Source organism: Pyrococcus kukulkanii (genome assembly GCF_041647995.1).
In the GTDB taxonomy this organism is placed as follows: Archaea; Methanobacteriota_B; Thermococci; order Thermococcales; family Thermococcaceae; genus Pyrococcus.
Genome location: NZ_JARRIB010000002.1, coordinates 22,973 through 36,159 on the forward strand (window position 1 = coordinate 22,973; position 13,187 = coordinate 36,159).

13 protein-coding genes are annotated in these 13,187 nt (G+C 44.6%); 4 read left to right on the plus strand and 9 right to left on the minus strand.

The genetic code is table 11. From position 1 onward, the window contains the following. Positions 1–19 precede the first annotated feature (19 nt). Positions 20–1,093: a M24 family metallopeptidase gene (locus tag P8X24_RS04145; RefSeq protein WP_372914219.1), complete on the minus strand. Its 1,074-nt coding sequence runs from the start codon at positions 1,091–1,093 to the stop codon at positions 20–22. 506 nt (positions 1,094–1,599) lie between these two features. Between P8X24_RS04145 and P8X24_RS04150 the strand changes: the two genes are divergently transcribed. Both P8X24_RS04150 and P8X24_RS04155 read left to right on the plus strand, forming a co-directional pair. After that, a complete protein-coding gene (locus P8X24_RS04150; protein ID WP_372914220.1) occupies positions 1,600–2,007 on the plus strand; it encodes an ACT domain-containing protein in 408 nt (135 codons plus the stop codon). A gap of 285 nt (positions 2,008–2,292) precedes the next feature. Then, entirely contained in the window at positions 2,293–2,430 is a 138-nt protein-coding gene (locus P8X24_RS04155) for a hypothetical protein (protein WP_372914221.1), read from the plus strand. Between the two features lie 62 nt (positions 2,431–2,492). Here P8X24_RS04155 and P8X24_RS04160 read toward each other — a convergent pair whose 3' ends face one another. The 6 genes from P8X24_RS04160 to P8X24_RS04185 form a co-directional block, all read right to left on the minus strand. After that, the gene (locus P8X24_RS04160) at positions 2,493–5,897 is read right to left on the minus strand and encodes a CARDB domain-containing protein (RefSeq protein ID WP_372914222.1); all 3,405 of its coding nucleotides are present in this window, start codon (positions 5,895–5,897) and stop codon (positions 2,493–2,495) included. A 116-nt stretch (positions 5,898–6,013) separates the two neighbouring features. Continuing rightward, positions 6,014–6,961, minus strand: a complete 948-nt coding sequence (gene argF, locus P8X24_RS04165) for an ornithine carbamoyltransferase (protein ID WP_372914223.1) — start codon at positions 6,959–6,961, stop codon at positions 6,014–6,016. 115 nt (positions 6,962–7,076) lie between these two features. Further along, a complete protein-coding gene (dph5, locus tag P8X24_RS04170; RefSeq protein WP_372914224.1) occupies positions 7,077–7,874 on the minus strand; it encodes a diphthine synthase in 798 nt (265 codons plus the stop codon). 4 nt (positions 7,875–7,878) lie between these two features. After that, positions 7,879–8,304 carry a putative toxin-antitoxin system toxin component, PIN family gene (locus P8X24_RS04175; protein ID WP_372914225.1) on the minus strand — a complete coding sequence of 142 codons (426 nt, stop codon included), beginning with the start codon at positions 8,302–8,304 and terminating at the stop codon, positions 7,879–7,881. Position 8,305: 1 nt separating this feature from the next. Next, positions 8,306–8,539, minus strand: coding sequence for a hypothetical protein (locus P8X24_RS04180; protein ID WP_372914226.1), 234 nt, complete (start codon positions 8,537–8,539; stop codon positions 8,306–8,308). Then, positions 8,536–9,369, minus strand: a complete 834-nt coding sequence (locus tag P8X24_RS04185) for an MBL fold metallo-hydrolase (protein ID WP_372914227.1) — start codon at positions 9,367–9,369, stop codon at positions 8,536–8,538. The genes P8X24_RS04180 and P8X24_RS04185 overlap by 4 nt, the downstream gene beginning before the upstream one ends. A gap of 48 nt (positions 9,370–9,417) precedes the next feature. Here P8X24_RS04185 and P8X24_RS04190 point away from each other — a divergent pair, with 48 nt between their 5' ends. Then, entirely contained in the window at positions 9,418–10,560 is a 1,143-nt protein-coding gene (locus tag P8X24_RS04190) for a M20 metallopeptidase family protein (protein ID WP_372914228.1), read from the plus strand. On the opposite strand, the gene pyrI is transcribed toward P8X24_RS04190, so the two are convergent. Both pyrI and pyrB read right to left on the minus strand, forming a co-directional pair. Beyond that, on the minus strand, positions 10,557–11,015 hold the full coding sequence (pyrI, locus tag P8X24_RS04195; protein WP_372914229.1) for an aspartate carbamoyltransferase regulatory subunit: 459 nt from the start codon (positions 11,013–11,015) through the stop codon (positions 10,557–10,559). The genes P8X24_RS04190 and pyrI overlap by 4 nt on opposite strands. Further along, positions 11,016–11,942 (minus strand): aspartate carbamoyltransferase, encoded by a 927-nt coding sequence (gene pyrB / locus P8X24_RS04200; RefSeq protein ID WP_372914230.1) that lies wholly within the window; start codon positions 11,940–11,942, stop codon positions 11,016–11,018. A 119-nt stretch (positions 11,943–12,061) separates the two neighbouring features. Here pyrB and P8X24_RS04205 point away from each other — a divergent pair, with 119 nt between their 5' ends. Then, the gene (locus P8X24_RS04205) at positions 12,062–13,171 is read left to right on the plus strand and encodes an AAA family ATPase (protein WP_372914231.1); all 1,110 of its coding nucleotides are present in this window, start codon (positions 12,062–12,064) and stop codon (positions 13,169–13,171) included. Positions 13,172–13,187: the final 16 nt, after the last annotated feature.

Here is a 13,187-nt window from a genome sequence, read left to right on the forward strand (position 1 = left end):
GTAAAAAAAGTAAGGGAGTCTAGCTAGTCACGCTCTCAAGCTTATCCTTTTTCACAATGTACGTATCCTCATGCTTTATGCTTCCCTCGGGCAACATTAAGGGAGCATGAATTATGCTGAGAACCATATTCTCCTGAACCTTTTGAGCCCTAGTCTGAACTATTATCGTCGGCATGGGCAACTCTTCAATCAGCAGGCCAACGCCGTGGGTGTAACCCGTAATGTATCCATTTCCAAATCCTTTCGCCCTAAAAAATTCCGCTAGCTTCTTCTCAACGGAGTTTAAGGGAACTCCAATCCTTGTTTCATCCAGTGCAAGCCTGTAAGCTTCTTCTTTGGCCTTTATTGCCTCTCTAACCCTAGCCCCAGGATCCCCAATGACGAAGGTTCTGGCCATGTTAGCGTGGTAATGGTTGTAGTCAGCACCGATGACCACGGTAACAACTCCATTTTCCTTAACCTTCAGGTCACGGAAGGGCTCTGCATGAGCCCTTGGAGTTGTGGAGACGTAAACCTTAGGATTTTCGCTACCCTTAATCATAAGCTCCCTCGTAATCTCAGCGGCTATCTCAAGCTCGCTCTTTCCTGGTTTTATGACCTCCTCAGCAACCTTCATTCCTGCCTTCGCTATCTTTCCGGCCTTTCTTATCTGCTCAAGCTCCCACTCATCCTTGATCATCCTTAGACCCATTGTTATGTCCAGAATATCTACAACATCTACCGTTGGATTCAACCTCTGGAATATCCTGAGAAATGCTAGGTATGCATCCCTCTCAAAGCCGAACTCAAGGCCAACCCTCTCCATCCCGTTGTTGCGTATCCAACTAACTATGTGGGCCATAAGATCCTCAACCCTTTGGTATTCCTCAACATCCTCTATCCAACTCCTTCTCTTGAATTCCTCAGCCTCATTCCTTACTACGAGAACCTCAGGCTCTCCCTCCGCTGGAATTAGAAGGGAGGGCCTAAGCCACTTAGTTCCAGTGAAGTAGATAAAGGAAGATAGCGTTCTTATGACCGCTCCATCTATGTCCCTCTTCTTGAGCTCTTCCTGAAACCTCTTTACTCTCTTCCTAAATATTTCTTCATTCATCGCTAGTCCCCTCCAATCTGACAGTCTCTTCTCTCCCTCTAACGGTTCCCAGATTAATTTCTTGCTGCTATAGAATTTACACAAACTCATTATATAAGTTATAACTCCACCTTAGAAGGCCTCGCAAAGGAGGGCAAAACCACTCATGCGAGGTTAGATCTCCGTCCCTATCTGGTTGCAATCTATAATATACTTCTTAATTTCTTCCTGGGACAAGCTTAGGATTTTTCTCTGCATATAGATAAACTAACTGCTTCAACCAAGGATCCCACTCCTTGAGCTTCACCTCGCAGTAACCGAACTCTCCCTCCTGCATCCTTGAATTATTGACCAATGTTTTTCTCTTCTACTTCCAAAGGCAATAGTGACGTATTTCGGCCAAAGGACGAGGATTTCGGAAGAAAAATATAATTGGCTCAGGGGGTGTTCACTTCATCACTATTCAGGGGGCTTGCTACTCATCATCGCCTAGAACCTTTTTATTTCCTGGGTTAAAATCTATTCCCATGAGGAAGTACTTTATAGTGAAGGTTAAGGAGAATGGAAAGCTTGAGATTCCACTTGAGCTTGCCTATGAGATAGGGCTCGTTAAGGGGGCGTACTTCCTGGTTGAAATAGACACGAACTTAAAGGAAATGCATATAGAGAGGGTTGCCCTACCTGGAAAAAAGCTTGTGGAAATTGAGGTCATAGTTGAGGACAAGCCGAGAATCCTAGCCAAAGTTAGCGAAACCTTAGGAAGATTAGGCATAAACATACTGTTTAACGAGGTGGAAGAGTTAGAATCCCTAGGTCTGTCTGCAATAGTTGCAATAGTAGATATAAGTCAGAGCACCATCTCATTAGATGACTTAAAAAGGGAACTGGAGAAAATTAAGGAAGTTAAAGAAGTTAAAGTACTAGACATGGACTAACATGGGTGCCATTTCAGCAACTACCATTTCCACTATCGGTTACATTTGTTGCAACTGATGGGGTTAACCTTGCACTCCCGTCCACAGTGGGAGATTATTCATTTATTTCCTCAAGTTTTCGTTGAACATGAGCTAGCACAACTTTAGCAAATCTCTGGCTGTGAAAGTCCAGATCCGATAGAAAAAACAATTATTTCATTTTTTCCTGGAAGTTACACATATTCTATAGCGTTCCCTTCTTGTAACTTTATGTGCTCATTCTGCTACAATTGGGAAATAAGCCAGATGATAAGAGAAAAGATTCCATTACCATACTTTGAATCCAAACCAGAAGATATAGTAAGAATGGCAACAGAAAACAGGACAAAAATAATCGGAGAGGAAGGAACTCAGGAAATATACAAAGAGATACTAACTAGCTAGGTCTTGAAGGGACGCTTCAAGATCATGAAAAGCGTTTCAAAAAGAAAATAAGATGGAAAAGATCACTTGAGTACAACCTCAGCAAAGTTCGTGAAGACATCGAAGTCCGTCCACTCGTTGTCACTGTCATGTACAGTGGGCTGATCAGGTAAAGCATCTACTGCGGAATCTCCAACGCCCTGTCCAGTTATGTACGCGACTATGTAGAGTTTCTCTGGCTTCTCTCCAAGCACTTTCCACGGTATTGCTATCTCTAGGGTTTGCAATCCGTTATCTCCACCAGCATAGGCGTAGAATGCGTACTCATCTAGCTTAAGGTACTCCCAGGTTCCATTCTTCCATATAGCCAAGTTAGCTGAGGTTACGTTATTTGTTCCCGGATTACCGAAGAATTCACCATTCCAGAACAGGTAGATTTGAGTATCTATGCCCCTTTCGAAGTCTATATTCCTGCCCCAGGCGTCCCCTCCAGTTGTATAGCCACCCTCCTTGTAGTCAAGAGCAATACCATAGGCTATCCTCCATGATGCCTTATTCCTAGTTGTCAATGCTATGTACAGGAAGTTATCATCGTAATCAACGTACAGGGCCTTTAAGTCCGCACCATCTTGACCGAAGTTCTCAGTATCCTCCACAATTGGCTTGACCTTCCAGTCGCTTAAGTTGCCATCTATAGTCTTTGTTAATTTCCCTTTGAGTTCCTCCATCTCTTTCTCCCATTCGAGTTGCCTCGATACTATAAGCTGAATTATTCTTTTAAGAGCATCATTTACCCTTATGAGACCAGTGTACGCTCTGTATATCTTTACAGCAGAGATTATTGAGTATCTTCCTGCCTTAATATCGTATATCCCTTCTTGGAAGGCCTTCTCTAATTCTGGAACTTCAGCGGTTAAATTCTCGATTTTCTCCCTGAGCTCTGGAGGAATTTCCATTGAGCTAATGTTCCTGATTAATTCGTTGTATTTCTCGTACTCGATTCTATACCTCGCAACTCCATAGTACCTGTTTATCTCTAGGAACTTCTGTATTGCTTCCCTTCTCTTGATTTCCAACCTTTCGATCTTGTAATTTATGACGCTCGCCCATTCGACCCCAGCATTTAACTTGAGCTTTACGTAATAATCTGGAACGTTATCAGCAAGCTCATCCTCTGTGCTGTCCTCTGAAATCGTGTCCACGACATCACTTATCTCATCATTTGCAAATGGATCTCCGAAATTCCAAACTGCAGGACCATAGCTAAAGGCCGTTGCTAACTGTAAGTTCATTTCATCTGAACCGCTTATTAAGCTAAGGGGAATCCTGATCTCAATTGTGTTCTTGGCAAGATCAACTCCAACCAAAGCGTCTTGGCACTGAACAATGTTGCCGTCTGAATCGACGATATAGAAGAGGCCCTCTTTTGAAGTACTAACACTCGTGACTACCTTGGTTTCCCCCTTGAAGTCACTACTTGCCAGGTTAACTACAACTTGAACGTCCCACGGGATAACGGTCTTTGTATCCATTTCTCCAGCAAACCAGTAACTCCCGCCCTCCTTGTAGTCTATTGGAATAGCAACGAACGTTGCACCATTGTTCCCGATCTTTATGTTGCTCATGTTGTCGAACTTAAGGAGGAAGTACAAGTATCTATCATCCTTAGTAACTTCAAATTCTACAAGGTCTGCGTGGGATGATGTTTTACCTGGGAGATAGGGATCCTTATCGTGCCTCTGGTCTCCAACCATATCCTTCCATATGAAGAATCCTCCCGTAACCTTGTACGAGTTATTTGTCAATTCAACGCTGAGCCAGTCATCTGGATTTCCATCGATCTCTATCTTTCCTACCCAAACGACGTTTACTACCAATGTATATTCATTGTTGTTCTCATTGGCCTCATGGATCTTATTCTCTTCATCCACTATCACTTTAATTTCATACATTCCCTCTTGGGTTGGCGTCCAGTTAAAAGTCAATTTGACTTCACTTCCAGCTTTAACATCAATTGTCCAGTTCTTGTACTCCGTTCCATTAATGTACACCTTAACGTTAACGTCGCTAACATCGAGTGACCCCTCGTTCTTTACGTAAACAGTGTATTCGGCTATCCTATTAATTCCAATTGCCTGTGGGCCACTTATACTAACCGTTAAGTCTGGCATCAAGAACCATTCCTCTAAGTATAGGCTAGTGAACGTATCATCATCTGTCCACTCATTCTCCGAATCTCCTACAGCAGGATCTGCTGGGGCAGTATCTACTGCGCTACTCCCCTCCCCACCTGCAACCCATGCTATTATAGCAAACTTTGACTTCTTCCCACCTAGAGCCGACCATGGTATTTTGATTTCAAGGGTTTGCAACCCCGTATTGGTATCTCCAGTGTAGGCGTAACTACCCCCAATATCATTGATGCTCTTGTACTCCCATCCATTACCTGTCCACTTTATGAAGTTGTGAGGTCCCATTCCACTGTCCCAACCCCACCAGAAGTATATCTCGAACTCTAAGCCAAAACCGTTGGCAAATTTTATCTTTCTGCCCCAAGCGTCTGTATCTCCTGTATAGCCAGTTCCCTCTCCCGGATCAACATCTATTCCGATACCATACGCTACATTCCAGCTTGCAGTATTGTTGGTTTTTAAGGCAATGTAGAGGTATTCATCGTCCCAGGAAACGTACATCTTCTCAATGTCCGCACCCTCAAGCCCACTTGGAGGTGAAAGAATAGCTTCATTTTCTGACCAATCTGACAGATCTCCGTCTATTGTTTTACTGCCCACAGATATAACAGCAAGATTCGTAAATGTGTCTTGATCGGTCCACTCATTTTCTGAATCTTTCACGGCTGGATCAAACGGTAGGGAATCAACGGCACTTCCACTTTCCCCAGTTACCCATGCAATTATTCCAATCTTTTCAGGCTTACCTCCAAGAGCCGACCATGGTATTTTGATCTCTATAAACTGGAGTCCCGTGGATGTATCTCCAATGTAGGAATAGCTCCCACCTATGCTAGAAAGGGATGAGTATCCTGTCCATGAGCTCTCATTCCAAACTATGAAGTGGTCAGTCCCCATGCCACTATCCCAACTCCACCAGAAGTATATTTCATACTCAATTCCAAACCCATTTCCGAACTTTATTTGCCTTCCCCAAGCATCTGTGTCTCCCGTGTACCCTGTCCCCTTTCCAGGGTCTATGTCAATTCCGATTCCATACGCTACATTCCAGCTTGCAGTATTGTTGGTTTTTAAGGCAATGTAGAGGTAATTCTCATCCCAAGCGACGTATAGTTTATCAAGGTTTGCCCCATCTTTACCGCTATCAAGGCCGATTGCAACTACATCAGAACTGGTCCAGTCAAAAAGTTGTCCATCTATGATCTTAGTGCCGTACATTGCGCTGACTGGAAATGCTGAGAGCACTAATATGGCAGAAACAATTAATATTGCAAACTTAGGATGCAGACTACCCATCAAATGTTCACCTCAAGTGATACATTGAGTTTTATGACTTTATATATTTTATCACCGTGAAGGGTGAAGAAAAGAAAGACCACAGTCTAATGGGTTAAAAAGAGGGAAAAGTAACATCAGAACTTAATTCCACCCATTACTAGGGCAAGGACAGCCTTCTGCGCGTGGAGCCTGTTCTCTGCCTGATCCCAGACGACGCTGTTCGGTGAATCAATGACGTCATCGGTAACTTCCTCTCCCCTGTGCGCTGGCAGGCAGTGCATAAACATGTAGTCGGGCTTTGCATGCTTAACTAAATCCTTGTTAACCTGGAATGGCCTGAATATCTTCCTTCTCTGCTCAGCTTCAGCCTCTTGGCCCATTGAGGCCCAAACATCGGTGTATATGACGTCCGCATCCTTGACAGCTTTAACTGGATCATGGAGTAGCTCGAAGCTTCCACCGCTCTCCGCTGCATTCTGCTCGGCCCACTTGATTACCTTCTCGTCGGGCTCATAGCCCTCTGGGGTTGCTACCACAACGTCTGCTCCAAGCTTGGTTCCAGCTATCATCAATGAGTGGGCAACATTGTTACCATCGCCAACGTACACAACCTTAACTCCCTTTATCGTTCCCTTCTTCTCCCAGATCGTCATATAATCAGCTAGGGCCTGGCATGGATGTGAGAAGTCGCTGAGGCCGTTTATTACTGGAACTGAAGCATACTTTGCCAAATCCTCAACATCCTTGTGATCGTAGACTCTCGCCATTATTGCATCAACGTACCTGCTCAAGACCCTTGCAGTATCAGCTATGGTCTCTCCCCTCCTCAACTGAAGATCCTGGGCATTCAAGTACAGGGCATGGCCTCCGAGGTGGGCCATTGCAACTTCAAAGCTTACCCTCGTCCTCGTTGAAGGCTTCTGGAAGATCATTGCAAGAGTTTTACCCTCAAGAAGTCTGTGTGGCTTCCCTATCTTCTGCCATATCTTAAGCATCTTAGCCGTCTCAAGAATTGTCCATATCTCCTCAGGCGTGTAATCCTGCAGACAGAGAAGATCTCTTCCAGCTAAGCTAACCACCATGTTCATCACCGCTAAGATGTTTTCGATGATTTTAATAACCCTTTCGTCGGAAAATCTTCCTGTAAGGTGAATATATTTTGGAAAAAGGGCAAAAATAACTTTGTGTATATCAAAATTACCTTGCTAATTTTAACACTTCCTCTGGGGCACCCGCAATTTCAACCAGATACTCTGCCTCAACTATGTGTAGCTTCCCAGGGACTATAAGGACGTGAGGCTGTTTTCCAAAGTCCCTCCGGATCATATCCTTAACGAAACCTGCCTTGAGCGTTGGCTCGAGGGAACCAGCTCTAGCCAGAACAACCACGAGGGTGTCCTCGGTGAATACATTCTGCTTCTTCATGTCCTCTATCTTCAGGAGCAACTCCATAGCCTCATTTGCCGTCATATATTTCCCTCGGTCTGCCTTTATATCCAAGAATAGGAGGGTATGCAACCCCCTCTCCTTATTCTCCTTTATTACATCATAATAGCTTGTGGGGAACCAGTTGCCTTCAGGGTAAGCAACGGTGGCACTCTTTCCGAACTTGTAGATGTGCAGGCCGGTAACTGCGATTGCTGAATAAATGCTTGGGGCGTGGATGACGTAGCTTTTTACTCCCATCCTCTTCGCCCTTATCCTGAGCTCCGAATGAGTCGTTGCAACCATGGGATCTCCAGGGATCAAGAATGCAACGTCGTAATCCTTAGCCAGGGGAAGGACTATCCTTTCAAAGTTCATCTCCACGTCTTCTCTACTCAGGACTTTTATCTTCTTGCCTATTAGCTCTTGAACTCTTTCAAGAGTTGTGCCGGCCATTAGAGAGGTGTAGAACTCTGCAAAAACGTAATCACACTTTCTAGCTATTTCAAGCCCCTTGAGCGTTATGTCCTTCTCATCGTACAAGCCCAGACCAATGAAGTAGAGAGCCATATTTTCACCTCCCAAGGAGCTCTAGAAACTCTCGGGGTGTATATGCGGGGATTATACCTTCAACATCCGCTTTTAGATTTAGATCTCCAGTTATCAAAATTGCACGCCTATGGAGTGCGAGTGCAACATAAGGGACGTCTCCTTTGTCTCTACACAGCTTTACTGCTTTTTTTAATTCATTTTCAAAGAGCTCTTTTGGGACGGACGTTGAGTATAGCTTTAGTATCGATAGCATTTTTTCGAACTCTTCCTGACTTAGCTTTGTGTGTCTGAGGAGCTTCTCTTCATGCTTTTCAAACTCCTCCCAAAAGTACTCTGGGACTAATATCCTTATTGTGGGATCAAGAATCAGGGCAACAAGAAGGAGATATGAAGTTCCCTTCTTCTGAAATGCTGAGAATACAACGTTATAGTCCAAAACGACCTCCATCTTACAGAACCCCGTACCTTCTGGCAAGGGCCTCTTTTAGCTCCCTCTCTAATTCTTTTGCATCTTCTTCCTTGAGTTCGCTTTTTTCTAGTATTCTTAATAGCTCCTCCGCCCTCTGCAACCTTTCCTGTATCTCCTTTATTATCTCGAGCTTTATATCCTCCACAATCCTCTCACTTAGGTATTTCTCGAGGCTTTCAGGTATCTTCACCCTGACGATTATCTCACTGCTCAAAGACTTCCCCCATTTAACCTTAACATTGGTCCTTTATAAACCTCCGCTTCATAGCCTAGCCCTCTGAGTATCTTCGCGAACTGCTCTGCATGCCCATAAACGGTGAACACCTTCTCTGGTTTAACCCTTTCCACTATCTCGATTAACTCCCAGAAATCGGCATGATTGCTGAGCTTTATCCGTGAAAATCCTGAAACTTGAATTCCTCGTCTGGAGGAAACTACAACTTCACCATCTTCGCTAATTTTAAGCCTGGCACCGAACTTTCTGTAAACCCTCGAGACCTTTCCTATAATTCTGTCAACCCTAACTTCGTAACCATGAATATTTAGGATTCTAATTAATTCCTGGGCCTTTCCAAATGGGTTGGCCATGAACATGGGAGTTTCTCCTTTATCGAGCTTTTCCTCTACTATGGCGATTATCTCCTTCTCCACAATCTTTGGTTTTGGAAACCTAAACTTTGGAACTCCAAAGGTTGCCTCTATTATTAGAAAGTCCGCCCTTGGAATTTTAGTCCTCTCTGGAGTCCTAAGCCTTTCAAGCTTTATATCTCCCGTGTAATAAAGGGTTCCTTCATCGAGCCAGATCTTTATCCCGGCAGAACCAAGAATATGGCCAGAGGGATACAACTTGGCCCTGTAATCATCAATGTAGAACCTTTTCCCAAACTCAACGGGAGAATAAAAGCGGGAATTCCTCAAGTGACTTAGGTGTATCGTTGGCAGTGTTGCGTAGATGATTCTACCCTGGGCAAAGTGATCAGTATGGGCGTGAGATTGAAACGCCACCTTTCCCTCTCCATCTAGCCCTATTGTTACGATGTTCATCGAAAAGGTGATAACTCAAACTCTAATATATTCCTATTGGTGGCCGCCATGTTTGATCCACTAAAGGAAGCCGAGAAAATAAAGGAACAGATAATCGAGTGGAGAAGGGACTTCCACATGCACCCCGAGCTTGGCTTTGAGGAGGAGAGAACTTCAAGAATCGTGGAGGAGCACTTAAGAGAGTGGGGCTACAGGATAAAGAGAGTCGGAACCGGAATAATAGCTGACATTGGGGAAGGAGAGAAAACAATTGCCCTTAGAGCAGATATGGATGCTCTCCCCATACAAGAGGAAAATGATGTCCCTTACAAATCGAAGATCCCAGGAAAGATGCACGCCTGCGGTCACGATGCTCACACTGCAATGCTTTTAGGTGCAGCGAAAATAATAGCTGAGCACTCCGATGAGCTGAAGAACAGAGTCCGCTTGATCTTCCAGCCAGCAGAGGAAGGTGGGAATGGAGCACTAAAGATGATCGAAGGTGGTGCACTAGAGGGAGTAAACGCCATCTTCGGCCTTCACGTTTGGGCGGAGCTTGATTCTGGCATAGTCGGGATAAGGGAAGGGCCGTTCCTTGCCGGCGTTGGCAGGTTCCTTGCAAGGATAGTCGGAAAGGGCGGGCATGGAGCGGCCCCACAGTACACCATAGACCCGATACCTGCAGTAGCTGACACTATCTTAGCACTGCAGAGGATCGTTGCCAGGGAAGTCGATCCCCTGGAGAGTGCGGTAGTTACCGTTGGAAGGGTTCAGGGGGGTACGGCATTCAACGTAATCCCAGAATTCGTGGAGTTGGAGGGAACGTTTAGATTCTTCACGAACGAACTTGGCGAGTTCTTGAAGTCGAGGATAGTGGAGATAATTGAAAACACGGCAAAGGCCCATAGGTGTAAGGCTGATGTCAAAGCTGACATCCTAGGCCCGCCCACGATAAACGATAAAGAGATGGCGGAATTCGTGAGGAGAGTTGCTAAGGATATTGGCCTAAACGTTGGAGAGGTTAGGAAAACACTCGGCGGAGAGGACTTCGCATTCTATTTACAAAAGGTTCCTGGGGCCTTTATAGCCCTTGGGATAAGAAACGAGGAGAAAGGGATAGTCTACCCCCACCATCATCCAAAGTTTGACGTCGACGAAGACGTCCTTCACTTGGGAACTGCCCTTGAAGTTGCCTTAGCGTTTAGGTTCTAGAGGTTTGCTAGGATTTCCTCTTCTTCCATTGTTCTTTCACAGTAGTGGCATCTGACCTTCAGCGGTTCCCTGCTTATTACGTAGAATTTTGTCGTTACATACTCGTAGTGAGTTATGCAGTTGGGATTTGCACACCTTAATATCCCTTCAATGACATCCTGAATCTCGACCTTGAACTTTTCAACGACCTTGTAGTCCCTTATTATGTTCACAGTGGCAGTAGGAGCGACGAGGGCTATCTTGTTTACCTCCTCCTCGCTCAGGAACTTGCCTTCGACTTTGACTATATCCTTTCTCCCAAGCTTCTTGCTTGGGACATTCATTGCCAAGAGAACGGCCCCACCGTTGCTTAGCCTTCCCAGCTTCAGTATCTCAATGACCTTAAGCCCCTTGCCCGCGGGTATGTGGTCTATAACGGTTCCCTCCTTAATAGCAGAAACTTTAAGCTCGGTCATTCACAACACCCCCAGGACAAGGCCCAGGAGGGCCATTCTAACGGGAACTCCATTGAAGACCTGCCTGAAGTATATTGCATGCTTCGTTTTATCAACCTCCGGGTGTATCTCGTCAACCCTGGGGAGTGGGTGCATAATCCTTAGATCTTCCTTGGCCTTTTCAAGCACCTTACAATTGACCTGATAGCTCCCCTTGACCTTTAGGTACTCCTGCTCATCTGGGAACCTTTCCCTCTGGATTCTGGTCACGTAGAGAACGTCTAGCTCCCCTATGACGGCCTCAAGATCTAAGGTCTCGTAAACCTTGACACCCTTCTCTTTCAGCTCCTCGACTATATGCTTCGGCATCCTGAGCATTTCTGGGGAGATCAAGTAGAGCTCAACGTCGTAGAAGGCTAAAGCTTCGGCCAAGCTATGAACCGTTCTCCCGTACTTTAAGTCGCCGAGGAGGCCTATCTTTAACCCATCGATCTTGCCAAACTCCTTCTTTATTGTGTACAAATCGAGAAGTGTTTGGGTTGGATGTTGATTGCTTCCATCACCTGCATTTATTACCGGTATCTCAGCAACCTCGGCAGCTAGCCTTGCTGCACCCTCTTTTGGATGCCTTATTACTATCACATCACTGTACTGCTCCACCGTCTTTATCGTGTCCCTGAGGCTTTCACCCTTCTTGACGCTACTCGTTGAGGCCTCAGCGAATCCTATCACACTTCCTCCTAACCTGTGCATCGCGGATTCGAAGCTTAACCTGGTTCTAGTTGAGGGTTCAAAGAATAGCGTTGCCAGAATTTTGCCCTTAGCATATTCTAAGTGGCCCTTCTCCTTCAGCTCCTTTTCAAGCCTCTCAGCAGTTGAAAGAACGAATTCTATGTCCTCCTTAGAAAAGTCTCTAATGCTTATAACATCCCTACCTGTCCAGTCCATCAAAGCCCTTCCTCACTGGATCCTCATGGTTATATAAGGTTTGCTTTAACATGTTTCTGTCACAATGGCAAATTACTTAAAGTTAAGTAACTTAGGATTAAGTAACTTGGTGGTGAGTAATGGAAAATCCTTTCGTGTTTGGAGAGCCGGTTAGGGGAGATAAGTTCATAAACAGAAAACGAGAAGTGGAGAGACTAAAGGCCTATATTCTGAGTGGAAGAAACGTCATATTGTATTCTCCTAGAAGGTTTGGAAAAACATCTCTTATTCTAAAGGCTATTGAAGAATTGAGAAATGACGTTATTCCGATATTTATCGATTGCTATGCCATAACTTCAAGGGAGGAGCTCGCTGAGGAGATAACTAGAAAAGTACTAAAAAGCTATAGCAGCTTTAGTGAAGCCGTGAAGAGGCTTCTTGCTAATATACAGGCCAGTGTAATGATAAAGACAGAATATGGAATCGATTTTGAAGTGAAATTCAAGAAAAGTCCAGAAAGTTGGAAAGATGCCATTGATTTGCCACAAAAACTCGCTGAAGATAGGAAAAAGAGAGTCGTCGTTGTTTTTGATGAGTTCCAGGAGTTATCCAAGTTCGAAGGGTTACTAAAAGTGCTGAGGTCGAAGCTTCAGCTCCACGACAAGGTAAGCTACGTCTTTGTTGGAAGCAAAAGACACTTAATGGAGTGGATATTCCGATCCAAAGAAAGCCCCTTCTACAACTTTGCGGCTCACATGGTTCTAAAGGAAATCCCAAAGGAAGATTTCAAGGCTTACATAATGAAAGCATTTGAAATGGGTGGAATAGAAATTAAGGAGGACGTAGTTGATTACATCCTTTCCTTAACTAAATGTCATCCCTACTACACCCAGAGGCTGTGTTTTGAGCTGTGGTACCTGGGAAAAACGAAAGGCAGAGTGAGAAAGGACGATGTTGACGAAGTTCTTGAGGATCTAGTATCTGACCTAGAAAATTCCTTTATAGTGCTGTGGGAGACTCTAACACCAAATCAGAGGAAGGTTTTAATAATGATAGCAGCTGGAGAGAAGGATCTGTTCTCCGGGGAAACGATAAGGAAATACAATCTTAGGTCCCCCTCGAGCGTCCAATCCGCCCTTAAAAAGCTAATTGAAAAGGAAATAGTTTCGAAAAATGACACGTACAAAATCTCCGATGTATTCTTAGAGTACTGGATAAGGGAAAGGTTTATTGAAGGAAAATTGTATTAACTCACTGGTGGATATC